This window comes from Kitasatospora sp. NPDC057518, assembly GCF_042802075.1.
Lineage (GTDB): Bacteria > Actinomycetota > Actinomycetes > Streptomycetales > Streptomycetaceae > Kitasatospora.
In genome coordinates, this window is the sequence record NZ_JBHVEU010000084.1 from 1 (window position 1) to 24,356 (window position 24,356).

25 protein-coding genes are annotated in these 24,356 nt (G+C 73.5%); 16 read left to right on the top strand and 9 right to left on the bottom strand.

All coding sequences use genetic code 11. From position 1 onward, the window contains the following. The first annotated feature begins 82 nt into the window (after window positions 1-82). The gene (pth, locus tag ACFU7Z_RS11655) at window positions 83-673 is read left to right on the top strand and encodes an aminoacyl-tRNA hydrolase (RefSeq protein ID WP_375873911.1); all 591 of its coding nucleotides are present in this window, start codon (window positions 83-85) and stop codon (window positions 671-673) included. Here pth and ACFU7Z_RS11660 read toward each other — a convergent pair. Further along, window positions 670-2,166, bottom strand: coding sequence for an MFS transporter (locus tag ACFU7Z_RS11660; RefSeq protein ID WP_380777409.1), 1,497 nt, complete (start codon window positions 2,164-2,166; stop codon window positions 670-672). The genes pth and ACFU7Z_RS11660 overlap by 4 nt on opposite strands. Window positions 2,167-2,357: 191 nt before the next feature. Here ACFU7Z_RS11660 and ACFU7Z_RS11665 point away from each other — a divergent pair, with 191 nt between their 5' ends. Continuing rightward, a complete protein-coding gene (locus tag ACFU7Z_RS11665; protein WP_049656105.1) occupies window positions 2,358-2,876 on the top strand; it encodes a MarR family winged helix-turn-helix transcriptional regulator in 519 nt (172 codons plus the stop codon). Window positions 2,877-2,965: 89 nt separating this feature from the next. Continuing rightward, window positions 2,966-3,475 carry a GNAT family N-acetyltransferase gene (locus tag ACFU7Z_RS11670; protein WP_117487347.1) on the top strand — a complete coding sequence of 170 codons (510 nt, stop codon included), beginning with the start codon at window positions 2,966-2,968 and terminating at the stop codon, window positions 3,473-3,475. Between the two features lie 43 nt (window positions 3,476-3,518). On the opposite strand, the gene ACFU7Z_RS11675 is transcribed toward ACFU7Z_RS11670, so the two are convergent. Continuing rightward, window positions 3,519-4,028: a methylated-DNA--[protein]-cysteine S-methyltransferase gene (locus ACFU7Z_RS11675; RefSeq protein ID WP_049656108.1), complete on the bottom strand. Its 510-nt coding sequence runs from the start codon at window positions 4,026-4,028 to the stop codon at window positions 3,519-3,521. Then, the gene (locus ACFU7Z_RS11680) at window positions 4,025-5,689 is read right to left on the bottom strand and encodes a DNA-3-methyladenine glycosylase 2 family protein (RefSeq protein WP_380777410.1); all 1,665 of its coding nucleotides are present in this window, start codon (window positions 5,687-5,689) and stop codon (window positions 4,025-4,027) included. Before ACFU7Z_RS11680 ends, ACFU7Z_RS11675 begins: the two co-directional genes overlap by 4 nt. Before the next feature lie 374 nt (window positions 5,690-6,063). Between ACFU7Z_RS11680 and ACFU7Z_RS11685 the strand changes: the two genes are divergently transcribed. After that, window positions 6,064-6,522: an ASCH domain-containing protein gene (locus tag ACFU7Z_RS11685; RefSeq protein WP_049658651.1), complete on the top strand. Its 459-nt coding sequence runs from the start codon at window positions 6,064-6,066 to the stop codon at window positions 6,520-6,522. Window positions 6,523-6,581: 59 nt separating this feature from the next. Here ACFU7Z_RS11685 and rsgA read toward each other — a convergent pair whose 3' ends face one another. Further along, window positions 6,582-7,718, bottom strand: coding sequence for a ribosome small subunit-dependent GTPase A (gene rsgA / locus ACFU7Z_RS11690; protein ID WP_375873916.1), 1,137 nt, complete (start codon window positions 7,716-7,718; stop codon window positions 6,582-6,584). A gap of 360 nt (window positions 7,719-8,078) precedes the next feature. Beyond that, window positions 8,079-9,197 (bottom strand): cytochrome c oxidase assembly protein, encoded by a 1,119-nt coding sequence (locus tag ACFU7Z_RS11695; RefSeq protein WP_380777411.1) that lies wholly within the window; start codon window positions 9,195-9,197, stop codon window positions 8,079-8,081. Between the two features lie 297 nt (window positions 9,198-9,494). On the opposite strand from ACFU7Z_RS11695, the gene ACFU7Z_RS11700 reads away from it, so the two are divergent. Further along, window positions 9,495-11,123 (top strand): FtsW/RodA/SpoVE family cell cycle protein, encoded by a 1,629-nt coding sequence (locus ACFU7Z_RS11700; RefSeq protein ID WP_380777412.1) that lies wholly within the window; start codon window positions 9,495-9,497, stop codon window positions 11,121-11,123. Between the two features lie 109 nt (window positions 11,124-11,232). Here ACFU7Z_RS11700 and ACFU7Z_RS11705 read toward each other — a convergent pair whose 3' ends face one another. Further along, on the bottom strand, window positions 11,233-12,642 hold the full coding sequence (locus tag ACFU7Z_RS11705; protein WP_380777413.1) for a YihY/virulence factor BrkB family protein: 1,410 nt from the start codon (window positions 12,640-12,642) through the stop codon (window positions 11,233-11,235). A 213-nt stretch (window positions 12,643-12,855) separates the two neighbouring features. Between ACFU7Z_RS11705 and ACFU7Z_RS11710 the strand changes: the two genes are divergently transcribed. The 11 genes from ACFU7Z_RS11710 (at window position 12,856) to ACFU7Z_RS11760 (ending at window position 22,656) form a co-directional block, all read left to right on the top strand. Beyond that, window positions 12,856-12,939: a putative leader peptide gene (locus ACFU7Z_RS11710; protein WP_310593185.1), complete on the top strand. Its 84-nt coding sequence runs from the start codon at window positions 12,856-12,858 to the stop codon at window positions 12,937-12,939. Between the two features lie 198 nt (window positions 12,940-13,137). Next, complete coding sequence (locus tag ACFU7Z_RS11715) at window positions 13,138-14,862, top strand: nitrite/sulfite reductase (protein WP_380777414.1); 1,725 nt, start codon at window positions 13,138-13,140, stop codon at window positions 14,860-14,862. Further along, complete coding sequence (locus ACFU7Z_RS11720; protein WP_030060859.1) at window positions 14,859-15,041, top strand: hypothetical protein; 183 nt, start codon at window positions 14,859-14,861, stop codon at window positions 15,039-15,041. Before ACFU7Z_RS11715 ends, ACFU7Z_RS11720 begins: the two co-directional genes overlap by 4 nt. After that, complete coding sequence (locus ACFU7Z_RS11725; protein ID WP_375873920.1) at window positions 15,022-15,723, top strand: phosphoadenylyl-sulfate reductase; 702 nt, start codon at window positions 15,022-15,024, stop codon at window positions 15,721-15,723. The genes ACFU7Z_RS11720 and ACFU7Z_RS11725 overlap by 20 nt, the downstream gene beginning before the upstream one ends. A gap of 62 nt (window positions 15,724-15,785) precedes the next feature. Beyond that, a complete protein-coding gene (cysC, locus tag ACFU7Z_RS11730) occupies window positions 15,786-16,367 on the top strand; it encodes an adenylyl-sulfate kinase (RefSeq protein ID WP_049655048.1) in 582 nt (193 codons plus the stop codon). Then, on the top strand, window positions 16,364-17,323 hold the full coding sequence (gene cysD, locus ACFU7Z_RS11735) for a sulfate adenylyltransferase subunit CysD (protein WP_259316546.1): 960 nt from the start codon (window positions 16,364-16,366) through the stop codon (window positions 17,321-17,323). Before cysC ends, cysD begins: the two co-directional genes overlap by 4 nt. After that, window positions 17,323-18,636 carry a sulfate adenylyltransferase subunit 1 gene (locus ACFU7Z_RS11740; RefSeq protein ID WP_074001004.1) on the top strand — a complete coding sequence of 438 codons (1,314 nt, stop codon included), beginning with the start codon at window positions 17,323-17,325 and terminating at the stop codon, window positions 18,634-18,636. Before cysD ends, ACFU7Z_RS11740 begins: the two co-directional genes overlap by 1 nt. A gap of 246 nt (window positions 18,637-18,882) precedes the next feature. Then, window positions 18,883-20,046, top strand: a complete 1,164-nt coding sequence (locus ACFU7Z_RS11745; protein ID WP_049655034.1) for an aliphatic sulfonate ABC transporter substrate-binding protein — start codon at window positions 18,883-18,885, stop codon at window positions 20,044-20,046. A 142-nt stretch (window positions 20,047-20,188) separates the two neighbouring features. After that, window positions 20,189-20,992: an ABC transporter ATP-binding protein gene (locus ACFU7Z_RS11750; protein ID WP_049655033.1), complete on the top strand. Its 804-nt coding sequence runs from the start codon at window positions 20,189-20,191 to the stop codon at window positions 20,990-20,992. Then, entirely contained in the window at window positions 20,979-21,911 is a 933-nt protein-coding gene (locus ACFU7Z_RS11755) for an ABC transporter permease (protein ID WP_074001002.1), read from the top strand. Before ACFU7Z_RS11750 ends, ACFU7Z_RS11755 begins: the two co-directional genes overlap by 14 nt. Window positions 21,912-21,921: 10 nt before the next feature. Beyond that, window positions 21,922-22,656, top strand: a complete 735-nt coding sequence (locus ACFU7Z_RS11760) for a sirohydrochlorin chelatase (protein WP_380777415.1) — start codon at window positions 21,922-21,924, stop codon at window positions 22,654-22,656. Window positions 22,657-22,659: 3 nt separating this feature from the next. On the opposite strand, the gene ACFU7Z_RS11765 is transcribed toward ACFU7Z_RS11760, so the two are convergent. The 3 genes from ACFU7Z_RS11765 to ACFU7Z_RS11775 all read right to left on the bottom strand — a co-directional run bounded on the left by ACFU7Z_RS11765 (window position 22,660) and on the right by ACFU7Z_RS11775 (window position 24,091). Then, window positions 22,660-22,971, bottom strand: coding sequence for a hypothetical protein (locus tag ACFU7Z_RS11765; RefSeq protein WP_049660589.1), 312 nt, complete (start codon window positions 22,969-22,971; stop codon window positions 22,660-22,662). Window positions 22,972-22,980: 9 nt separating this feature from the next. Further along, window positions 22,981-23,256: a hypothetical protein gene (locus tag ACFU7Z_RS11770; protein WP_198959303.1), complete on the bottom strand. Its 276-nt coding sequence runs from the start codon at window positions 23,254-23,256 to the stop codon at window positions 22,981-22,983. A gap of 121 nt (window positions 23,257-23,377) precedes the next feature. Continuing rightward, window positions 23,378-24,091, bottom strand: a complete 714-nt coding sequence (locus ACFU7Z_RS11775; protein WP_380777416.1) for a ricin-type beta-trefoil lectin domain protein — start codon at window positions 24,089-24,091, stop codon at window positions 23,378-23,380. Window positions 24,092-24,356: the final 265 nt, after the last annotated feature.

A 24,356-nucleotide genomic window follows, 5' to 3' on the forward strand; every position in this document is an offset into this window, starting at 1 on the left:
GGTCCCGTACCGTCCCGGCCGCGCCCCGGCCGTCCGCCGTTCTTCCCCGCCCCCTTCAGAACCCCCTTCGGAGCACCCCCGCATGACCCCCGACGCCCCCTGGCTGATCGCCGGACTCGGCAACCCCGGCCCCTGGTTCCGGCTCACCCGCCACAACGCGGGCTTCCTCGCCGTGGACCGGCTCGCCGAACGGCACGGCGCCCGCTTCCGCCGGAGCGGGCTCGCCGGCCTGACCGCCGAGATCGGCATCGACGGCCACCGGGTGCTGCTGGCCAAGCCGCTGTGGTGGTCCATCAACCTGTCCGGACGCCCGGTGGCCGCGCTGCTGCGCCGCCACGGCGTCCCGGTCGAACGGCTGGTGGTCGTGCAGGACGACCTGGACTTCCCCTTCGGCTCCGCCCGGCTCAAGCGCGGCGGCGGCCCCGGCGGCCACAACGGCGTGCGCTCGGTGGGCGAGGTGCTCGGCACCCGGGACTTCGTCCGGCTGCGGTTCGGCATCGGCCGCCCCCCGAAGGGCCGGAGCGTCGGGGACTTCGTGCTGAAGAAGTTCTCGGAGGAGGAACTGGCCGCCATGCCGGGTGAGTTGGACCGCTGCGCGGACGCCCTGGAGACCCTGGTCCGGCGCGGCCTCAACCGCGCCCAGGACACCCTGAACGCCCGTACGGACGCCTAGGGTCCGGTCCTTCGGGTGCGGACGGGCCGGGTGAGCAGTGCGGCGGCGGCCGCGACGGCGGCGAGGGCGAGCAGCACCGTCCGCCCACCGGACGCGGCGCCCGCCAGGTGGACACCGAGGACGGACAGCGCCATGCCGAGCGCCGTACCGAGGCTGCGGGCCATGTTGACCATGCCGCCGCCGACCGCCGAGCACTGGGCCGGGATCGCCCGCATCACCAGGGCGTTGTTGGCGGGCAGCAGCAGGCCCAGTCCGTAACCGGCGACCAGCAGCGGGAACGCCACCACGTCCGAGGCCGGCAGCAGGGCGAACAGCAGCAGTCCGACGGCCGTGAGCAGCGCGCCGAAGCGGCACCTGGTCACGTCCGACCAGCCCCGGGGCAGCCACCCGCCGCCGACCGTCGCGGCGAAGGCGAACGCGGCGGGCAGCAGGGTGACCACCAGGCCCGCGTGGGCCGTCGACACGCCCGCGCCGGTGAGCAGCACCGGGCCCAGCACCAGCGGGCAGAACAGCAGCAGGTAGCCGATCAGCGCCACCACCAGGCCGGAGCGCACGCCCGGGGTGTTGACCAGCCCGGGCGCCAGGATCGGCCGGGCGGCCCGCCGCTCCTGGCGCACCAGCGCCAGGGCCAGGACGGCGGAGGCGAGCAGCAGGGCGGCCACCGCCCAGCCGGGCAGGGGCAGTCCGGAGGCGGTGGACAGGGCGAGCAGCAGCGTGGTGGTCGCCCCGGTGAGCAGCAGCAGGCCGGGCAGGTCGAAGCGGGCGGCCTCGCGGGGGGCGGTCCGGCGGGCGGCTGTCCGGTGGGTGCCGGTCCGGCCCTCGCGGGGGCCCGGTACGGCGGCCGGGGCATCGGTCGGGGCGCCGGCCGTCCGGGTGCGGGGCAGCAGGTACCAGCCGGCCAGGATGCCGAACACCGCGATCGGCACGTTGACCCAGAAAACCCAGCGCCACGAGGCGTGTTCGACCAGCATCCCGCCGAGGATGGGCCCGAGCGCCAGGCCGAGGCCCTGGGCGGAGGCCTGGATGCCGAGCGCGCGCCGCATCGCGTGCCCGGGGACGCCGCGCGCGACCAGGGCGACGCTGTTGGCCTGCATCATCGCGGCGCCGACCGCCTGGACGGCGCGGAGGCCGACCAGGACCCAGAGGCCGCCGGCGAATCCGGCGCCCAGCGAGGAGAGGCCGAAGACCGCGAAGCCGCCGATGTACATCGTCTTGCGGCCGACCAGGTCGGAGAGCCAGCCGATCGGGGCCAGCAGGGCGACCAGGACCAGCAGATAGGCCAGGGCGACCCACTCGACGGCGGCGAAGCCCGCGCCGAAGTGGCGGCCGAGGGCGGGGAAGACCAGGGCGATGACGCTGGCGTCGAGCTGGCCGAGGAAGGCTCCGAGACAGACCGTGCCGACGGCGAGCCAGTGGGCGTGGCGCCAGCCGGCTATGCCACGCGGCCGGGGCCGCTCGGTGAGCAGCCTCGTGGCAAGGGCAGTGGCATTCATGACACGAATATATCGGATACAGATATGTTCTTTCTACGAGCAGATCGCTCTGCGACAGGAGACGTCCCACGGTACGGACGGTGCCGGAGGGACCCCCGCCACGAGGCCCGCAACAGAGCCGCAACACAGTGCGGCCCCGAGGCCCGAACCGGCCGCCGAACCGCCCCGTACCAGGCGATACGCTGTCCGCCATGCCGTCGTCACCACACGTTCCCGACCCCGCCACCGGAAGTCCCGACCCGGCGGTCGAGCACGCCCGGCGGCTGACCGACACCGTCACCCGGCTGCGCCGCGCGCTGCGCAGCAGCATCCGCACCGACTACCCGTGGGAGTCCCTGCCGATGGCGCAGGTCGAACTCCTCCAGACCCTGGCCGCCGCACCGCTGCGGGTCGGCGAACTGGCCGCGCGACAGCGGCTCGCGCCCAACACCGTCAGCGGACTGGTCGGCAAACTGCTCGACGCCGGCTTCGTCGACCGCCAGGCCGACCCCGGCGACCGCCGCACCGCCCGGATCGCCCTCACCCCGGCCGGGCGCCGACAGCTGGACGACTGGCAGCACGCCCACGAGCGCCGGATCGCCGCCGCGCTCGGCACCCTCGACCCGGCCGACCGCACGGCGGTCGTCGACGCGCTGCCCGCGCTGGAACAGCTCGCCCGCGCCCTCGCCCAGCCGGGCACCGGGCCCGAGCAGGGGCCCGCCGCCGGCTAGGAAGCCACCGACGGGAAACCGCCCTGCGGGAAACCGACCGGCCGGAAATCACTGGTCGCCGGGGCCCGACCGGCGCTACCGTCCCCGGCATGACCACCGCGGACGTACGCATCGAGCCCTGGACGGACGACGACCTCGCACTGCTGCGCCGGGTCAACACGCCGGAGATGAAGAAGCACGTCGGCGGGCCGGAGAGCGAGGAGCGGCTGCTCGTACGGCACCGGCGCTACCTGGACTTCGTCCCGTCCGGGCTCGGGTGCATGTACCGGATCGTGCTGCTGCCCGAGGGCGAGGCGGTCGGAACGGTCGGCTACGGCACCCGGACGTGGGAGGGCCGGACCGTCCACGAGATGGGGTGGAACGTGCTGCCCGGCTTCCAGGGCCGGGGCATCGCGGTTGCCGCCACCCGCGCGGCGGTCGCGGCCGCGCGCCGCGAGGCCGCGCACCCCCACCTCCACGCCTTCCCCTCGGTGGACAACCCCGCCTCCAACGCGGTCTGCGCGAAGGCGGGGTTCACACTGCTCGGCGAGACGGACTTCGAGTTCCCGCCCGGGCGGTTCATGCGGAGCAACAACTGGCGGGTGGACCTTCGGAGTTGAGCCCTCGGGGTCTACTGGGGCAGGGGCCCTGGGGCGTCGGCGGTCAGAACAGGGTGCCGCCCTCCAGATCCAGCAGCCAGCGCTTGCGGTCCACGCCGGCGGCGAAGCCGGTGAGCGCGCCACCGGCGCCGAGCACCCGGTGGCAGGGCCGGACGATCAGCAGCGGGTTGGCGCCCACCGCGCCGCCGACCGCGCGGACCATGCGCGGCTCCTGCCCTGCCAGCTCGGCGAGTTCGCCGTAGGTGACGGTGGTGCCGTACGGGATCTCGTCCAGCGCGGCCCAGATCCTGCGGCGGAACTCGGTGCCCTCGGGCGCGAGCGGGAGGTCGAAGCCGGTGCGCTTGCCGGCGAAGTAGTCGGTCAGCTGGGCGACCGGCTCGGCGAGCGCCTCGGGGTCGCGCACCCAGTCGTCGGCGGGCTCGGCCAGCGCGTACTTCTGGCCGGGCACGGTGACGGTGGCCAGCGCGGCCGGTCCGCCGTCCTCCGGCAGCACCCCGCTGAGCAGCAGCCGGCCGAAGGGGCTCTCCATGGTGGTGTAGACGGTGGTGCTCATGCTCGTCCGATCTCCGTTCCGGTGCTGGTGCTACTGGTGTCGCTGGTACTGATGCTGGTGCTCATGTCGGTGTCGGTCCCGGTGTCGGTCCCGGTGCCTGCGGGGCCGGTGTCTGCGGGGCCGGTGGTCGCGGGGCCGGCCCACAGCCGGTGGACGGCGTAGGAGCGCCACGGGGCCCAGGACTCGGCGGCGCGGGCGGCGGACTTCGGGTCCCCGGCGGCGCCGAGGCGGAGCAGGCCGTGCTTGACGCCCACGTCGCTCGGGAGGAAGACGTCGGGGTCGGCCAGGGCCCGCATCCGCAGGTAGCCGACCGTCCAGGGGCCGATACCGGGCAGGTCCAGCAGGCCGGCCGCGGCCTCCTCGCGATCGACCCCGCTGTCGAGCCGGACCGTGCCCTCGGCCAGCGCGCCGCACAGGCCGATGAGCGCGCGACGGCGGGCGGCGGGCATCGCGAAGTCCTCCGGATCGGCGGCGGCCAGGGCCGCCGCGGTCGGGAAGAGCAGGCGCAGGCCGCCACTGGGCTCGGGCAGCGCGGTGCCGTACTTCTCCGCGAGCCGTCCCGCCAGGGTACGGGCGGCGACGACGGTGATCTGCTGGCCGAGGACGGCGCGGACGGCGAGCTCGTGCGGGTCCACGTGACCGGGCGAGCGCAGCCCGGGGCGCTCGCGGACCAGCGGGCCGAGCAACGGGTCGGCGCCGAGCTGCTCGTCGACCGCGAGCGGGTCGGCGTCCAGGTCGAAGAGGATGCGCAGGCGCTGGACGGCGGTCGGCAGGTCGCGCAGGTCGGCGAGCAGCAGGCGACAGTCCAGCCAGCCCCGGGTGGGCGGCTCGCCCGGCGCCAGGCCCTCGACCTCGGCGATGCCGTGGCCGTACGGGAGCGCGAGGGTGCGGCGGTACACGCGCACGCCGGGGCGCGCGCCGGGGACGACCTCCTCCACGCCGGGGACGGCGCGCAGGGCGAGGAAGTCGATCAGGTGCTCGCTGTCCAGCGCACCGCGGTAGGCCAGGCGCAGGGTGAGACCGCCGGCCGGAGTCGCGATGCGGCGACCGGCCGCGACCTCGGCGCGCAGGCCGCTGGGAGTACGGTCGTAGACCTCGCGCACGGTGTCGTTGAACTGGCGGACGGAGGCGAAGCCGGCCGCGAACGCGATGTCCGTGACGGGCAGTTCGGTGGTCTGGAGGAGCAGGCGGGCAGTCTGCGCACGGCGGGCGCGGGCCAGCGCGATCGGGCCGGCGCCCAGCTCGGCGGTCAGCTGGCGCTGCAGCTGGCGGGAGCTGTAGCCGAGGCGGTCGGCCAGGCCGGCCACGCCCTCGCGGTCCACCACGCCGTCGCCGATCAGGCGCATCGCCCGGCCGACCAGGTCGGCGCGCTGGTTCCACTCGGGCGAGCCCGGCACGGAGTCGGGGCGGCAGCGGCGGCAGGCGCGGAAGCCGGCCCCCTGGGCGGCCGCGGCACTGGGGTAGAAGACGCAGTTGACCCGCTTGGGGGTCACGGCGGGGCAGCTCGGACGGCAGTAGATGCCGGTGGAGGTGACCGCCGTGAAGAAGACCCCGTCGAAGCGGGAGTCGCGGCTGTCCACGGCTCGGTACCGGATGTCGTCGTCGATCACGTTGTCCAGTTTGCGGCACTGGGCGGGGGGTGACTGGCGGGAATCGGACATCACCGTTGATCGTCGCCGTTCTCTGCTTCGGGGGGCCCTCCCCCTCCCCCCGCCCCCCACCCTCCCCACCACCCGCCCACCCACCACCTCACCCCATGGCCCATCGGCCCATGGCGCCTTGGCCCGGAGGCCTGCTGGCCCGCCCATTCGCCGCCCGCGCCCGAGAGCACCCGCACGGCACCCCTGCACGCCCCGGGCCTGGGCATCGGGCACCTGGGCGCCAGGCACCGGGCACCGGGCAGCAGGAGCCTGGGCACCTGGCACCGGGAGCTTGGGCTCCTGACCCCGGGCTCCAGCGGCCGGGCACCGGGCGCCGAGAGCCCCGGGCCCGAAATTCGCGGGCCCGCCAGCCGTCCCGCCGTTACCCTCGCGGCATGAGCGAGCAGCACCCCTACACCGGTCCGGACGACCCGCGCGTCGTCGCCCTGCCTCCGGCCGAGTTCGCGTTCCCCGGCCCGCTGCGGGACCAGCTGGTCGCGGCGATCCTCGACGGCGCCAAGACCAGCACCACCGGCCTGGTCGCCGACTACGACCACGAGGGCGAGCCCCTGCCGCTGCCCGGTGAGCTCTCCGCGGTCCTCGACTCGGACGGCCGCAGGGTCGCCGTGATCGAGACCACGGACGTCCGGGTGGTCCCGCTCGCGGAGGTCGACCTCCAGCACGCCCTGGACGAGGGCGAGGGGTGCACCAGCGTGGCCGAGTGGCGTGCGGTGCACGAGCGGTTCTGGCGCAGTCCGGAGATGCTCGACGCCCTCGACGACCCGGGTTTCACCGTGGACGACAGCACTCCGGTGGTCCTGCAGAGCTTCCGCCTGGCGGCCGACCTCCGCTGAACCGGGTGGGCCCGGCGGAGGCCGGCGGCCGCGGCGCGGCGGCCGGCCGGTGCCGGGGTTCAGCGCTTCACCGGACCTCCCGCGGCTCGCATCGACTTGTTGATCGTCTTCCACTTCTTCAGCCGCGCCTTGGCCACCCGGGCGTCCGACCGCGAGGCGATCCACTCGTTCTCGCGCTGGAGCTTGAGGTAGCTGTCCATCCGGCGCTGCGGCAGGGTGCCGTCGGCCAGCGCCGCCCGCACCGCGCAGCCGGGCTCGGTGTGGTGGCCGCAGTCGTGGAAGCGGCAGTCCTCGGCCAGCTCGGCTATGTCGGCGAAGGCCAGGTCCACGCCCTCGCCACCGTAGAGGCCGACTTCGCGCAGCCCGGGGGTGTCGATCAGCACGCCCCCGCCGGGCAGCGGGATCAGCTCGCGGGTGGTCGTGGTGTGGCGGCCCTTCTGGTCGACCTCGCGGGCCTCCTGGACGGTCATCACCACGGAGCCGGCCAGGGCGTTGGTGAGCGTGGACTTGCCGACACCGGACTGGCCGATCACCGCGGTGGTGCCGGGGGTGCAGGCGCGGAGCACGTCCATGCCCTCGCCGGTCTCGGCGCTCACTACGACCACCGTGACCCCGGGGGCGACCGCCTCGACGTCGGCCCGGATGAAGTCGGCGTCGTCGACGAGGTCGGCCTTGGTGAGGACGACCAGCGGATCGGCGCCGGACTCCCAGGCCAGGGCGAGGAAGCGCTCGATCCGGCCGAGGTCGGGATCGGTCGCGAGGGAGGAGGCGATCAGCACGGTGTCGACGTTGGCGGCCAGAACCTGGCCGTCGGAGCGCTTGCCGGCCACCTTGCGGATGATCGCGGTGGAGCGCGGCAGCAGCGCGGCGACGGAGGCCATCGGCTGGGCGTACAGGTCGACGGCCGCCCAGTCGCCCGTGCACGGGCAGTTGATCATGTCGGCGTCGCCCACCGGCCGGGTGTCGAACCGGACGGTGCGCGGCTCGCCCGTCTCCGGGTCGGCGATGACGGCATCGCACTGGCCGCGGTCGACCCGGACGATCCGCGCCGGGAGCAGCCCGGCCTCGCCGAACGGGGTGAACAGCTCCGCGAGCTCGGCCGTCCAGCCGTAGCCGGTCAGCCCGGAGGCGTCAGCGGAGGTCGAGGAAGAGGAGGAAGAAGAAGAGAACGACGGAACGGAGGCAGCGTTGAACAACGCAGTGGCCCTTCGGGAGGAGATGTCCCGGCGGGCTACGGCTGGCGCGAAGGGCTCAGCCGGCGGCCGGGAAAAGGAGGTGAACGCGAGTGCTGCCCTGGGCAGCTATCGGGGCGACAACGACCACGGGGTTCACCTCCTGCTCTCTACTCCTCGGGCGGCCCAATGGCCCCCGAACCGGATGTGTCACACGCTAGCGGAGCGGGGGATCCCGGCCAACCTATTTTTGACCTGCGGAAATGCGGGCAAGAGGCCGCCGGGAAGGCCTCGAAGGGCCATAATTGGCCCGCCGCAAACCGCCGCTCGGCCACCCCGCCAAACCCGGCCACCCCGCCACCAGACACCCGCCCCCGCCGCGCCCTACCCCCCGTACCGGTGCTTGAGGTTCGGGTCGTCCAGCCACCACGGCCGCATCCCGGTCTCCTCTTCCTCCGGCTGCCCCGTCTCCCGCGCCCGCTCGGCCGCCGCCGCGAAGCGGGCGTCCAGCTCGGCGTCCACCGCCTCGGTCTCCTCCCGCCCCTGCACCACCATCCGCCGCACCAGGGCGGCCAGGAACGGCAGCCCGACCAGGTCCCCCAGCACCCAGAACGCGTTGCCGCCCCAGGTCTGGTCCTGCGCCGGGCTCGGCCCCCACGGCCGCCCGAGCGCCAGGTAGTAGTGCTCGGCGACCAGGTGCCCGCCGTAGATCAGCACGATCCCGAGCCCCGCGTCGAAGATCACCTCGGCGAAGGTGATGAACAGCCCGACCAGGTGCGGGTACTCGTGCCCGACCGGGTCGAGCTGCAGGCGCGGCCAGAAGTACGCGAGGCCGAGCAGCACCAGCGCCAGGTGCAGCACCACGTTCCCGAGCCCGCTGGACACCGACCACTCGTACCAGGGCGTGAAGTAGAGCAGCCACGGCGGCGCCATCAGCAGCGCGGTGGAGACCGCCGGGAACATCAGCACCTTGGACGGCCGGCTGCGCAGCGCCCGCAGGACGCGCTCCCGCCGGGCCGCCGGTGCCGCCTCGACCAGCAGCGAGACCGGCGCGCCGAGCGCCAGCAGCAGCGGGACGACCATCAGCAGCAGCACGACCTGCACGGCCCGGTCGGTGAAGAGGATCCGGTCGTACACGCCGAGGCCGGAGCAGGTGCACCAGATCCACAGCAGCAGCCCGCCGAGGAACGCGGCGGTACGGGTGGGCTGCCAGCGCCCGCCGGCGGACCCGGCCCCGCCCCCGGCACCAGCCCCACTCCCGCTCCCGGCCCCGCCGGCCCGGTTGACGCGGCGCACCGCCGCCAGGTACCAGGCGCCGAGCAGCACCGACAGCGCGAGCACCAGCGGCTCGGCCGTCCAGGAGGTCGCCAGGTCGGACCACTGCCACGGCGGCGGGCCACTGTAGGCGAGCACCGAGGCGGGACCGCCCACCGGACCGCCCACCAGGCCGCCCGCCGGAGCACCCATCGCGCCGTCCAGCACCGCGCCCATCCGCCCGCTCACCTCGCTCGTCCCGGTGGTCCCCGCCTGTCGCGAATCCCATCGGCCGGGACCCGCCGATCGGGAACCCCGACACCGGAGCACCCCGGCGCCCGGCCATGATGTCCCTCGGCCGCGCCCCCGCCGCACCCGGGGCCCGCCTCTATACCCGGGCCTGAACAAAGCTTTACCAAGCCCCAACAAAGCTTTGCCCAGGCAAAGTTCTGCCCTCCGTCCCCTCTTTTCCGCAACCGCGGGCGAAGACACAAACGTCTGGCAGGATGCCCCGTCGGCGAGACCCGCCACGTGGCCGACAAGGGGATGACAAGGGTGCGAACCACTGCACGCGGCGACGGCCGCCGGCTGGCGGCGCGCCACCGCAACATCGAACTGGGCCTTCTGGCCCTCGCGGTGGCCGTCTGTCTGGCGGGACACATCGACGCCGACCTGGCGCTCACCGGCAGGATGCCGCCCGGGCTGCTGGTGCACGGCCTGTCGCTGGGCGCGCTGGCCGGGGCGGCCCACCTGGCGGTGCGCCGGTTCGCGCCGTACGCCGATCCGCTGATCCTGCCGCTGGGCGTCTTCCTGACCGGCTTCGGGCTGGTACTGCTGGACCGGCTGGACTTCAGCTACAAGGCCGCGCACGCCGCCAAGGGCGACTACCAGAAGCTCCCGGCGGCACCCTCCCAGCTGATGTGGGTGTTCATCTCGGTGGCGGCGGCGCTCGCGCTGATCGTCTTCGTCAAGCACCACCGCTTCTTCCAGCGCTACGTCTACCTGCTGATGGCGGGTGCGCTGATCCTGCTGGCCGCGCCGGTGCTCTCCCCGGGCGACAGCTTCGGCGCCAAGCGCTGGATCCGGCTGTTCGGGCTCTCCTTCGAGCCGGACGAGTTCGTGAAGGTCGCGATCACGATCTTCTTCGCGGGGTACCTGATGGCCTCCCGGGACGCGCTGGCGCTGGCCGGGCGGAAGGTCTGGGGGCTGACCCTGCCGCGCGGCCGGCACGCCGGCCCGGTGCTGGCGATCTGGGTGGTCAGCCTGCTGGTGCTGATCTTCGAACGCGACCTGGGCACCTCACTGATCTTCTTCGGCGTCTTCATCGTCATGCTGTACGTGGCGACCGAGCGCACCAGCTGGGTGGTGCTCGGCCTGCTGATGGCGGTCGGCGGCGCGGCGGTGGTCGGGACGGTGGAGCCCCATGTGCACGGCCGCGTCGAGGCCTGGCTGCACCCGCTCGACTACTACAAGCCGGTGCACGACATGGCGATCTCCGAGCAGCCCGCCGAGGCGCTGTTCAGCCTGGGCACCGGGGGCATGACCGGGACCGGCCTGGGCTCGGGACGGCCCTGGCTGATCGGTTTCGCCGGGCGCAGCGACTTCATCTTCACCACCATCGGCGAGGAGCTGGGCCTGGCCGGGGTGACGGCGATCCTGCTGGTCTACGTGCTGCTGGTCCAGCGCGGCCTGCGCACCGCGATCGGCCTGACCGACCCGTTCGGCAAGCTGCTGGCCACCGGTCTGTCGGCGGCGCTGGCGCTCCAGGTGTTCGTGGTGGTCGGCGGGGTGAGCGGGCTGGTCCCGCTGACCGGCAAGGCGCTGCCGTTCCTGGCCGCCGGCGGCTCGTCGCTGCTGGCGAACTGGCTGATGGTGGCGCTGCTGATCAAGCTGAGCGACTCCTCCGGGCGCACCGCCCTGGACCCGGCCCAGCCCTCCCCCGAGCCGCTCCCGGCCCAGGCCCGCCCGGCCGAGCCGTCCGTACGAACCGAACCGTCCGCGCCCGGCCCGTACGGCCCCACCGACCCCGACGCCCCGCACGACCCGTCAGCCCAGCGCCCGACGGACCCGACCCCGGCGGGACCGCTCTCCTCCACCCCCGGCGCCGCCGACCCCTCCGCCCCGACCGAGCTGCGCCCCGCGTACGGCCACCCGCCGAACCCGTCCGCCCCCTGACCCACCGCCGACCCCCGACGCACCCGCGGCGCACCCCACGCCCCGACGCACCAGGGCCTCCCCCGCACCCGCGGGGGAGGCCCTGCCGTCAACCTTCCGTCCGCCCCGCCTACCGCTGTTCCCACGGCGGCCGGGGCGGCCTCGGCGGGTACCCCGGCACCTGCTGCCCGGGCGGCACCGGCCCCAGCCCCGGCCCGGACGGCGCCCCCGGCCCCGAACCCGGCCCAGGCCCAGGCCCAGCGCCCGACCCCGGCTGCCCCGCCCCCGCCCCCGTCCCGCCCGCCTGCGGCGGCCCGGCCGGCCGGTCGCTGTCCGGCGGCGGCGGCCCGGGCCGGTGGTGCGGCCCGCCGCGGGCGGTGAGCCGGCCGCGCACGTTGTCGGCGGCCAGCACGTCGGCCCACCGCTCCGGGTACTCGGAGGGCACGTCCTCGCCCTCGTCCTCGCCCCACTCCTCCTCGACGCCCTCGGCGAGCCCGAGTTCGCGGGCGCGCCGGGCCCGTTCGGCGGCCCGCCGGGCGGCGACCTCGCGGACCACGGCGGCGGCGGCCTCCTCGTGGGCGCGCTCGTTCTCGGCGCGCGCGTCGGCGGTCTCCAGGGTGGGCCAGCGGCGGTCTATCGCGGCGTTCATCGCGGCGCCGATGAGCACCGCGAGCGCCACCACGAAGATCCACAGCAGGACGGCCACCGGCGCCGCCAGCGAGCCGTACACCGAGGGGCCCTCGACCGAGCTGACCAGGTAGACCCGCAGGCCGACGCTGCAGAAGACCAGCACCACCAAGGCGACCAGGGCGCCGGGGATGTCCTCGCGCCACGGGGTCGAGACCGGGACGGCCAGGTGGTAGAGGGTGGTCAGCGAGACGGTCAGCAGCACGATGGCGACCGGCCAGTAGAGGGCGCCGACCAGCCCGGACACCCCCGGTACGGCGTTCTCCAGCAGTCCCGGACCGACCATCAGCAGCGGCAGCACCAGCGAGCCGATCACCAGGGCGCCGAAGTAGAGGCTGAGCGACATCAGCCGGGTCTTGACGATGCCCCGCTTGCCGTCGAGCCCGTACATGACGGTGATGGTGTCGATGAAGATGTAGAGGGCCCTGGAGCCGGACCACAGGGACAGCAGGAAGCCGATCGAGACGAGGTCGGGCCGGGTGCGGTCGAACACCCCGTCCAGCAGCGGGACCACGACCTCGTTGACGGAGGAGTCCGACAGCACCGTCCCGGAGGCCGAGAGGATGCTCTTCTTGAGCCCGGCGATGGTGCCCGCGCCGACGAACTCGTCGAGGTAGCCGAGGGTGCCGGCCAGCCCGAGCAGCAGCGGCGGGATCGACAGCAGGGTGAAGAAGGCCGCCTCCGCGGCGAGCCCGGTGACCCGGTACTCGACGCAGGTGTTGGTGGTGTCCCTGATCAGTTCCCACGCCGTGCGGCGCCAGGTGGCCTGTTTGGCCGCGCGCCGGGAGCCCTTGCCCCGCCGCCGGGAGGGCCGCTCGGCGTTCGCTCTGCTCGTATCGCCTGCTGCTTGCACAGGGCCAACCGTATCGGGCCGGGGCCCGGCGGTTGATCTCCCCGGGGGTACGGGCGCGTGGCCGGGCGGGGTGGGGGCGCGTCGCCGGACGCGTCGCCGGACGTCCGGGCGGGGAGCGGCGGGAACATCCGGATGTCCCACATGACGAAACCTCAGAGTCCAGTATCTGGATGTTAGTGGACCGCGAGTCCCGCGCCGTGCGAATCTCTTGCCATGCCTAGCGCCGGAACCACCCTAGTAGGTCGACTCCACGTCGATCTCCTTCGCGTGTCCAGCGCCATCTGTCCGGTGACCTGAGCCCCCCGTCTCCGCCGCACCACCGCACCCGGCGCCGACCTTCCCGCCATCCCCGCCGCAGCGGATGCGCAGGCGCCCGCCCGGTCCCGGCCACCGCCCTCAAGACCTTGAAATCCGCAGGTCAGAGCGGTACCGCACGGCCGGACACGCCCCGCGACCCATTCGGCAGCAGCGCCATCCGCCCAGAAGGACTTCACCATGGCCACCTCCCCCGAGACCGTCGAGCCCACGGCCGACCGCGCCGCCGAGCGGCGCCCCGCAGCGGCCCGCAAGGTGACCCGCCACCGCGGCGAGGGCCAGTGGGGCATGGGCCACTACACCCCGCTGAACGCCAACGAGCAGTTCAAGAAGGACGACGACGGTCTCAATGTGCGGACACGTATTGAGACGATCTACGCGCACCGGGGCTTCGACTCCATCGACCCCGCCGACCTGCGCGGCCGGATGCGCTGGTGGGGGCTCTACACCCAGCGCAAGGAGGGCATCGACGGCGGCAAGACCGCGATCCTGGACCCGCACGAGCTGGACGCCGAGTTCTTCATGCTCCGGGTCCGCATCGACGGCGGCCGGCTGACCGTCCCCCAGCTGCGGGCGGTCGCCGAGGTCTCCGAGCAGTACGCGCGCGGCACCGCCGACCTGACCGACCGCCAGAACATCCAGTACCACTGGATCCGGATCGAGGACGTCCCGGCGATCTGGCAGAAGCTGGAGGCCGTCGGCCTGTCCACCACCGAGGCCTGCGGCGACACCCCCCGCGTCATCCTCGGCTCCCCGGTGGCCGGCATCGCCGAGGACGAGATCATCGACGGCACGCCCGCCATCGAGGAGATCCAGCGCCGCTTCATCGGCAACCCGGACTTCTCCAACCTGCCGCGCAAGTTCAAGAGCGCGGTCTCCGGCTCCCCGCTGCTGGACGTCGCGCACGAGATCAACGACGTCTCCTTCGTCGGCGTGGTCCACCCCGAGCACGGGCCCGGCTTCGACCTGTGGGTCGGCGGCGGCCTGTCCACCAACCCCAAGCTGGGCGTGCGGCTGGGCGCGTGGGTCCCGCTGGACGAGGTCGCGGACGTCTACGGCGGCGTCATCGGCATCTTCCGCGACTACGGCTACCGGCGCCTGCGCAACCGCGCCCGGCTGAAGTTCCTGGTCGCCGACTGGGGCGTGGAGAAGTTCCGCCGGGTCCTGGAGGAGGAGTACCTCGAGCACCCGCTGCTCGACGGCCCCGCCCCGGCCGAGCCCGCCGCCCGCTGGCGCGACCACGTCGGCGTCCACCGGCAGAAGGACGGCCGCTACTACATCGGCTTCGCCCCGCGCGTCGGCCGGGTTGACGGCAAGCTGCTCGGCCGGATCGCCGACCTCGCCGCCGCCCACGGCAGCGACCGGGTGCGCACCACCGCCGAGCAGAAGATGATCCTCCTCGACATCGCCGAGGAGCACGTCGACTCCGTGGTGGCCGGCCTGGAGGCGCTCGACCTGCGGGTCACCCCCTCGCCGTTCCGCCGCGGCACCATGGCCTGCACCGGCATCGAGTACTGCAAGCTCGCCATCGTCGAGACCAAGGAGCGCGGCCGCACGCTCATCGACGAGCTGGAGCAGCGCCTGCCGGACTTCGCCGAGCCGCTGACCATCAACATCAACGGCTGCCCGAACGCCTGCGCCCGCATCCAGGTCGCCGACATCGGCCTCAAGGGCCAGCTGGTCACCGACGAGCACGGCGAGCAGGTCGAGGGCTACCAGGTCCACCTCGGCGGCGCGCTCGGCCTGGAGGCCGGCTTCGGCCGCAAGGTCCGCGGCCTCAAGGTCACCAGCGCGGGCCTGCCCGACTACGTCGAGCGCGTGCTGACCCGCTACCAGGCCGACCGCACCGAGGGCGAGCGCTTCGCCCAGTGGGCGGCCCGGGCGACCGAGGAGCAGCTGTCGTGAGTGAGCGCGCCGCGCCGTTCTTCTGCCCCTATTGCGGGGACGAGGACCTGCGCCCCTCCGAGGCCGGGCACGGCGCCTGGGAGTGCCACGGGTGCCGCCGCGCCTTCCAGCTGAAGTTCCTCGGCCTGCTGTCACCGACCAACCACGGGGGTACGTCACATGAGCAGCACCGCGACTGACCACGAGGCGATAGCCGTCCGGGCCGGCCGCGAGCTGGAGGAGGCCACCGCGCAGGAGGTCCTGCGGTGGGCCGCGGACACCTTCGGCGCGCGGTTCTGCGTCACCTCCTCGATGGAGGACGCGGTGGTGGCCCACCTGGCGTCCTCGGTGTTCCCGGGGGTGGACGTGGTGTTCCTGGACACCGGCTACCACTTCCCGGAGACCCTCGGGACGCGCGACGCGGTGGCCGCGACCATGCCGGTCAACGTCATCACGCTCACCCCGCTGCGGACGGTGGCCGAGCAGGACGCCGAGCACGGGCCGGCCCTGCACGACCGCGACCCGGACCTGTGCTGCTCGCTGCGCAAGGTCGAGCCGCTCAACCGGGGCCTGGCCGGCTACGACGCCTGGGCGACCGGGCTGCGCCGCGACGAGTCGCCGACCCGGGCGAACACCCCCGTGGTGTCCTGGGACCCGAAGCGCCGCAAGGTCAAGATCGCCCCGATCGCCCGCTGGACCCAGGAGGACGTGGACGCCTACGTCGCCGCCCACGGCGTGCTGCTCAACCCGCTGCTGTGGGAGGGCTACGCCTCGATCGGCTGCTCCCCGTTGTCCTGCACCCGCAAGCCGGGCGAGGGTGAGGACGCCCGGGCCGGCCGCTGGTCCGGCTCCGGCAAGACCGAGTGCGGCATCCACCTCTGATTCGATCCGTTCTGATCGTCCGTCCATCCTCGTGTAAGGAAAGAACCGTGACAGCTGACACCCTGGCCGCCGACGGAGCCGCAGAGGCGGCCCGCACGGCCGCCCCGTGCGAGCGCGGCGCCACCGTGTGGCTGACCGGGCTGCCGAGCGCGGGCAAGACCACCCTGGCCTTCGCCCTCGCCGAGCGGCTGCGCGCCGAGGGCCACAAGGTCGAGGTCCTGGACGGCGACGAGATCCGCGAGTTCCTCTCCAAGGGCCTCGGCTTCTCCCGCGAGGACCGGCACACCAACGTCACCCGGATCGGCTTCGTCGCCGAGAAGCTGGCGGCCAACGGCGTCAAGGTGCTCGCCCCGGTGATCGCCCCGTTCGCGGACTCCCGCGCCGCGGTGCGCGAGCGGCACGCGGCGGCCGGCACCGAGTTCCTGGAGATCCACGTCGCCACCCCGGTCGAGCTGTGCGCCGAACGGGACGTCAAGGGCCTGTACGCGAAGCAGGCGGCCGGCGAGATCTCCGGCCTGACCGGCGTGGACGACCCGTACGAGGCCCCGGAGCGGCCGGAGCTGCGCCTCCAGACCCGGGGCCGCGCGGTCGCCGAGTCCGCCGCCGAGCTGCACGCCTTCCTGACCGAGAGGGGTCTGGCATGACCACCGAGACCGACAGCCCGGTCCGCACCGCCGGCGACCCCAACCAGAATTCAGGGGGGCCCTTCGCGCTGTCCCACCTGGACGCGTTGGAGGCCGAGTCGGTGCACATCTTCCGCGAGGTCGCGGGGGAGTTCGAACGCCCGGTGATCCTGTTCTCCGGCGGCAAGGACTCCATCGTCATGCTGCACCTGGCGCTCAAGGCCTTCGCGCCCGCCGCCGTCCCCTTCTCGCTGCTGCACGTCGACACCGGGCACAACTTCCCCGAGGTCATCGACTACCGCGACCGCGTCGCCGCGCGGCACGGCCTGCGCCTGCACGTCGCCCACGTCCAGGACTTCATCGACCGCGGCGTCCTGCGCGAGCGCCCCGACGGCACCCGCAACCCGCTGCAGACCGTGCCGCTGCTGGACGCCATCGAGACGAACCGCTTCGACGCGGTGTTCGGCGGCGGGCGCCGCGACGAGGAGAAGGCCCGCGCCAAGGAGCGCGTCTTCTCGCTGCGCGACGAGTTCGGCGCCTGGGACCCGCGCCGCCAGCGCCCCGAGCTGTGGTCGCTCTACAACGGCCGCCACGCGGTGGGCGAGCACGTGCGGGTCTTCCCGCTGTCCAACTGGACCGAGCTCGACGTGTGGCAGTACATCGAGCGCGAGGGCATCGAGCTGCCGGAGATCTACTACGCCCACGAGCGGGACGTCTTCGCCCGCAGCGGCATGTGGCTGACCGCCGGCGACTGGGGCGGCCCCAAGGAGCACGAGCCGGTCCAGCGGCGGCTGATCCGCTACCGCACCGTCGGCGACATGTCCTGCACCGGCGCCGTCGACTCCGACGCCACCACCATCGAGGCCGTCATCGCCGAGATCGCCGCCTCGCGCCTCACCGAGCGCGGTGCGACGCGGGCCGACGACAAGCTCTCCGAGGCCGCGATGGAAGACCGCAAGCGCGAGGGATACTTCTAATGAGCACCGCCACCAACGCCACCTCGCTGCTGCGCTTCGCCACCGCCGGCTCCGTCGACGACGGCAAGTCCACCCTCGTCGGCCGGCTGCTGCACGACTCCAAGTCGGTGCTCGCCGACCAGCTGGAGGCCGTCGAGCACGCCTCCCGCAGCCGCGGCCAGGAGGCGCCCGACCTCGCCCTGCTCACCGACGGCCTGCGGGCCGAGCGCGAACAGGGCATCACCATCGACGTGGCCTACCGCTACTTCGCCACGCCCCGCCGGCGGTTCATCCTCGCCGACACCCCCGGGCACGTGCAGTACACCCGCAACATGGTCACCGGCGCCTCCACGGCCGAACTCGCCGTCGTCCTCGTCGACGCCCGCAACGGCGTCGTCGAGCAGACCCGCCGGCACGCCGCCGTCGCCGCCCTGCTGCGCGTGCCGCACGTCGTCCTCGCCGTCAACAAGATGGACCTGGTCGACTACGCCGAGCCCGTGTTCGCCGCCATCGCCGCCGAGTTCACCGCCTACGCCGCCTCGCTCGGCGTCAAGGACGTGCTGGCGGTCCCGATCTCCGCCCTCGCCGGGGACAACGTCGTGGAGCCGTCCGCGCACATGGACTGGTACGGCGGCCCGACCCTGCTGGAGCACCTGGAGACGGTGCCGGTCGGCAGCGACCCGGGTGCCGAGCCGGCCCGCTTCCCGGTCCAGTACGTCATCCGCCCGCAGACCGAGGAGCACCCCGACTACCGCGGCTACGCGGGCCAGTTGGCGTCCGGCGTGCTGCGCGTCGGCGACACCGTCACGGTCCTGCCGTCCGGCCACACCACCACCGTCGCCGGGATCGACGCCCTCGGCCGCCAGGCCGACGCCGCCTGGGCCCCGCAGTCGGTGACCGTCCGCCTCGCCGACGACCTGGACGTCTCCCGCGGCGACCTCATCGCCGCCGGGCCCGTGCCCGTCCCCACCAAGGACATCGAGGCCACCGTCAGCCACCTCAGCGAACGGCCGCTGCGCGCCGGCGACAAGGTCCTCCTCAAGCACACCACCCGCACCGTGCGGGCGCTGGTCAAGGACGTCGCCTACCGGATCGACATCGACACTTTGGAACAGCGCCCCGCCCCCGACGGGCTGAACGTCAACGACATCGGCCGGGTCGTCCTGCGCACCGCCGAGCCGCTGGCCCTGGACGGCTACTCCGACAACCGCCGCACCGGGTCGTTCCTGCTCATCGACCCGGCCGACGGCACCACCCTCACCGCCGGCATGGCGGGCGAGGCCTTCGCCACCGTACCCACCACCGGCACACCCGACGAGGAGGACTGGGTCTGATGCCCAGCGAGGCGTTCTCGGGCATGGACAAGGAAGGCGGCCGCATCGGCAGCGGCGTCCTCGGCAGCGGCCAGGGCGGCCTGACCCGATGTGCGGGCCGACGGGGCTGAGAACGCCCTGTCACCGGGCTGTCTCCCCCCACAGCCGCCCGGCTTGCCCCCGGCACACCGCTGCCGCGCGCACCACCTTCCAACCGTCCGTCCGAGACCGCCTCCTGACGGTCCGTCCGCGAACAGGACTCTCGCCATGGCACCGAACCCGGCCCTCCCGCATACCCGCACCCGCCCCGACGCCGGGCGGATCAGACGCTCCGCGGCCGCCGCCGCGGCCGGCCTGACCGTGGCGGCCCTGCTGTCGTCCTGCAGCTACGGCTCCAAGGCGGACGACAAGTCCTCCGACGCCAAGGCCAACACCGCTGCCACCGCCGGGAGTTCCGGCGCGAAGCTGTCCGCGGACACGGTGAAGATCGGCTACTTCGCCAACCTCACCCACGGCACCCCGCTGGTCGGCCTCCAGGAGGGCTTCTTCCAGAAGGAGCTCGGCGCCACCCAGGTCAAGACCCAGGTCTTCAACGCCGGCCCGGCCGAGATCGAGGCGCTGAACGCCGGCTCCATCGACATCGGCTGGATCGGCCCCTCCCCCGCGATCAACGGCTACACCAAGTCCGACGGCAAGTCCCTGAAGATCATCGGCGGTTCGGCCTCCGGCGGCGTCAAGCTGGTCGCCAACCCGGAGAAGATCGCCACCCTGGACGACCTCAAGGGCAAGAAGATCGCCACCCCGCAGCTCGGCAACACCCAGGACGTCGCCCTGCTCAACTACCTGGCGGGCAAGGGCTACAAGGTCGACGCGGCCACCGGCGCCGGCGACGTCTCGGTCGTGCGCACCGACAACAAGGTCACCCCCGACGCGTACAAGTCCGGCTCCATCGACGCCGCCTGGGTGCCCGAGCCCACCGCCTCCAAGCTGGTCACGCTCGGCGCGAAGGTCCTGCTCAACGAGAAGGACGTCTGGCCCGACAAGAAGTTCGTGATCACCAACATCATCGTCTCGCAGAAGTTCCTCACGGAGCACCCGGACGTGGTGGAGGCCGTGCTGCGCGGCTCGGTGAAGACCAACGCCTTCATCAAGGACAACTCCGACAAGGCCAAGGCCGACGCCAACGAGGCGATCAAGAAGGAGGCCGGCAACTCCCTGGAGCCCGCCATCCTGGACCCGGCCTGGGCCGACATCGACTTCCTGGACGACCCGCTGGCGAACACCCTCCAGGCCGAGGCCGACCACGCCGTCACCGCCGGGCTCCTCAAGAAGCCCAACCTGAACGGCATCTACGACCTCACCCTGCTGAACAAGGTCCTCGCCGCGGAGGGCCGGCCCGCCGTCGCGGACGCCGGACTCGGCGCCAAGTAGCGCCCGCAGCAAGGCCGTTCGTCACGACTCCGCGGTCCGGCCCCCGCCCGCCCGGTCGATCCCCGATCGATGCCCACCGGGACGGGCGGGGCCCGGGCCACGGCCCCGACCTCGCCAGACCACTCATCCAGGAGGTGCCCGGATGACCCCGGCACTGACCACCTCGGCGGACGCCCCCGGCGCCGACGCCCACGGCGGTGCGCCCGCCGTCCGGATCTCGCACGTGCACAAGTCCTTCGGCCGCCCCGGCGCCCAGACCCACGTCCTGGACGACATCACCCTCGACGTCGCCCCCGGCGAGTTCGTCACCCTGCTCGGCGCCTCCGGCTGCGGCAAGTCCACCCTGCTCAACCTCGTCGCCGGCCTCGACCGGCCCACCGCCGGCGGCATCGAGGTGCCCGGCGGCCGCCCCGCGCTGATGTTCCAGGAGCACGCCCTCTTCCCCTGGCTCACCGCCGGCCGGAACATCGAACTCGCCCTCAAGCTGGCCGGCGTCGCCCGCCCCGAGCGCCGCGCCGAAGCCGAGCGGCTGCTCGAACTCGTCCGCCTGGACGGCGCGTACGGCAAGCGCGTCCACGAGCTGTCCGGCGGCATGCGCCAGCGCGTCGCCATGGCCCGCGCCCTCGCCCAGGGCAGCAAGGTCCTGCTCATGGACGAGCCCTTCGCCGCCCTCGACGCCATCACCCGCGACGTCCTCCACGACGAGATCACCCGGATCTGGGCCGAACGGCAGCTGACCGTCCTGTTCGTCACCCACAACGTCCGCGAGGCCGTCCGCCTCGCCCAGCGGGTCGTCCTGCTCTCCTCCCGCCCCGGCCGGGTCGCCCGCGAATGGCACATCGACCTGCCCCAGCCGCGCCGCATCGAGTCCGCCGGCGTCGCCGACCTGTCCATCGAGATCACCGAAGAACTGCGTGGGGAGATCCGTCGCCATGGCCAGCACTGACACCACCCCCGTCCTGGACAAGAACGACAGGAACGACAAGCACGACCGGAACGACAGGACCGCCGACACCGCGGGCGTCGGCGCCGGCCTGGACGCCCTCGACGCCGTCACCGCACAGCGCGGCTCCCTCGGCGAGGCCCTGCGCAGCAAGGCCCTGCCGCCGCTGATCGGCGTGCTCGTCGTGCTCGCGCTCTGGCAGGGCGCGTACAGCCTGGAGCTCACCTCCTCCTACAAGCTGCCCAGCCCCGCCGACGTGTGGCGCTCCGCCCAGGACCTCTGGTACCAGGGCACGCTGTTCTCGATCATCTGGACCAGCGTCTGGCGCGGCCTGTCCGGCTTCCTCCTCGCCGTGGTGATCGGCACCCCGATCGGCCTCGTCGTCGCCCGCATCAGACCGGTGCGCACCGCCATCGGGCCCGTCCTGCAGGGCCTGCAGTCGCTGCCCTCGGTCGCCTGGGTGCCCGCCGCCGTCATCTGGCTCGGCATCAACGACTCGATGATGTACGCCGTCATCCTGCTCGGCGCCGTCCCCTCCATCGCCAACGGCCTGGTCGCCGGCATCGACCAGGTCCCGCCGCTGTTCCTGCGGGCCGGACGCACCCTCGGCGCCACCGGCCTCACCGGCGCCCGGCACGTCCTCATCCCCGCCGCCCTCCCCGGCTACCTCGCCGGCCTCAAGCAGGGCTGGGCCTTCTCCTGGCGCTCCCTGATGGCCGCCGAACTCGTCGCCTCCTCCCCCGACCTGGGCCGCGGCCTCGGCCGCTTCCTGGAGGACCAGCGCGAGTTCTCCGACATGTCCGGCGTCCTGCTCGGCATCATCCTCATCCTCTTCGTCGGCATCGCCATCGAACTCCTCGTCTTCACGCCCGTCGAACGCCGGGTGCTGCGCAACCGCGGCCTGCTGGCCACCGGCAAGTGAGGCAGCGCTGATGCCCGCCCTCCTCCTGATCGCCCACGGCAGCCGCGACCCGCGCCACGCCGCGACGGTGGCCGCGCTCGTGGAGGAGGTGCGGGCCCAGCGGCCCGGCACCGAGGTCGCCACCGCCTACCTGGACCACTGCGCGCCGCGGATCCCGAAGGTGGTCGGACGGCTCGCGGACGCGGTGGCGGTGCCGCTGCTGCTCAACCGGGCCTTCCACGCCAAGCACGACATCCCGGCCGCCCTGCGCGCCGTCGGCGACCGGCTGCCGGTCGCCGACGTGCTCGGCCCCTCCCCCCTGCTGCTGGCCGCCCTGGACCGCCGCCTCGCCGAAGCCGGCCTCGCGGTCGGCTCACCCGCCGCCCGGGCCCGTACCGGCGTCGTCCTGGCGGCCGCCGGCTCCTCCGACCCGGCCGCCGACGCCGCGACCCGCGCGGTCGCCGCCGAGTGGCGCCGCACCCGCGGCTGGGCCGCCGTCGAGGTCGCCTACGCCTCCGCCGCCGGCCCCCGCGTCCCCGACGCCCTCGCCGCCCTGCGCACCGCCGGCGCCGAACGCACCGCCGTCGCCCCCTACCTGCTCGCCCCCGGCCTCCTCCCCGACCGCATCGCGGCCGCCGCCGAGGACGCGGGCGCGGACCTCGTGGCCGACGTCCTCGGCCCGTCCCCCGAACTGGCGGCCCTCCTCCTCCACCGCTACGACCAGGCCCGCCACGCCGCGGACACCACCCCGGCCCTCACCGCCTGACCCTCACGACGCCCGACGGTGCTGGTACTCCGCCACCGCCGCGGTGATCACACTGAGCGGCACCGGCTCGTCCACGTCCGCGATGGCGGCCTCGATCCACTCCCGCATGATCGCCGTCGGCTTCAGCCCCCGTTCCCGCGCCCGGCGCCGGACCTCGTCCATCACCGGCTTGGGCAGCCGCAGCGAGGTGGTGATCATCACCGACTCGGCCGCCACCGGCTCGCCCGGCTCGGCGCTCATGATCTCGTCCTCGGTCAGCTCGTGCGTCTCGTAGTACTCGGCGATCGCCTCGAGGTCCGCACCGTTGTCAGTCATCCGTCACCTTCAACTCGTCCGCTTGAGGAACAAGCGCCTCTCGGCAGCTGTCATGTCGCGTGCGGTGGCGCAGTACCACGCTGACGGCACCACCGCGCTCTCCGCCAACACCACCAACAGGTAGCGCCCGGCCCGCGTCACGCCATGGCACAGGGTCGTCCCCTGGCGGCCGTCCGAGAACCAGTGCGGACGGCAGAACACGACATCCTCGACCTCCTCCGGATCCACTCCGTGCCTGGCGATGTGCTCCTCGGACCGCTCGGTCCAGTAGATCTCACTATGCACGAGCAGCAGCGTGTTGCAAACGCAATGCACGACTCAAGCCGCCGTCACTCGGGCGAGTGACGGCGGCCAGGAGCACCGGCAGCGCGTACGGACGGGCCGTACGCCCTGGCCGGCTCGGGCGTCAGGCCGGGAGGTTCCACTTCTGGTTGGCGGCGCCGTTGCAGTCCCAGATGCCAAGCTGGTTGCCGTTGTCGGTGGAGAAGCCGAGGTCGTCCAGGCAGCGGCCGGACTGCGGGTTGAGGAGCGAGCCGTCGGGGCGGGCCTGCCACTGCTGGGCGCCGCTGCCGTTGCAGTCGTAGATCTGGACCTTGGTGCCGTTGCCGGTGTTGCCGCCGGAGACGTCCATGCACTTGCCGAGGGCGCGGATCGTGCCGTCGACGCCGATCCGCCACTTCTGCGCGACGGAGCCGTTGCAGTCGTAGATCTGGACGGCGGTGCCGTTGCCGACGTTGGCGCCCTTCACGTCGACGCACTTGCTCGCGTAGCCGGAGATCTGGCCGGTCGGGCCGGCCGGCGGGACGGCGCCGAGGACGACGCGCGGGAACTGGACGCTGTCGCCGATGCCGCAGGACGCGGACATGGTGCCGTCGCCGATCGCGATGCCGCCGATGGCGGGGCGGGAGAACTGCACGGTGTGGTTGGAGTTCCAGTAGAGGCAGTTGGCGGTCACGGTCCAGGTCTGCATCGGGTCGAGGCCGGTACAGCTGCCGACGGCGTTCCAGGCGGAGGCCCAGGCGCCGCAGGCCGGCGCGGCCTGGGCGGAGGTGGCCGGGGTGGCCAGGGCGGCGGCCCCGGCGAGCAGGGCGGTGGTCAGCAGGGCGGAGGTTCGGCGCATGGGACGGTCGTCCTTCCGAGTGGGGGGATCACGTGGACTCACCATCCGCGCTTCCGTGGTGACGGGGCGTCGGATGTGTGGGCCGCGTCAGAGACTCGGGGGTGCGCGGTCGGCCGTCAACCGGCAGGGCACCGGCAGCTGCCGGGTGCGCCGGGGCTGAGCTGGGCGGTCGGTCCGGGCGGCAGTTTCGCCGGGGGCACGGCACGGCTCCGGTCCCGGAAAGCCGGAGGGCCCCGCACGCCCCCTGCTGCGAGGGGGTGTGCGT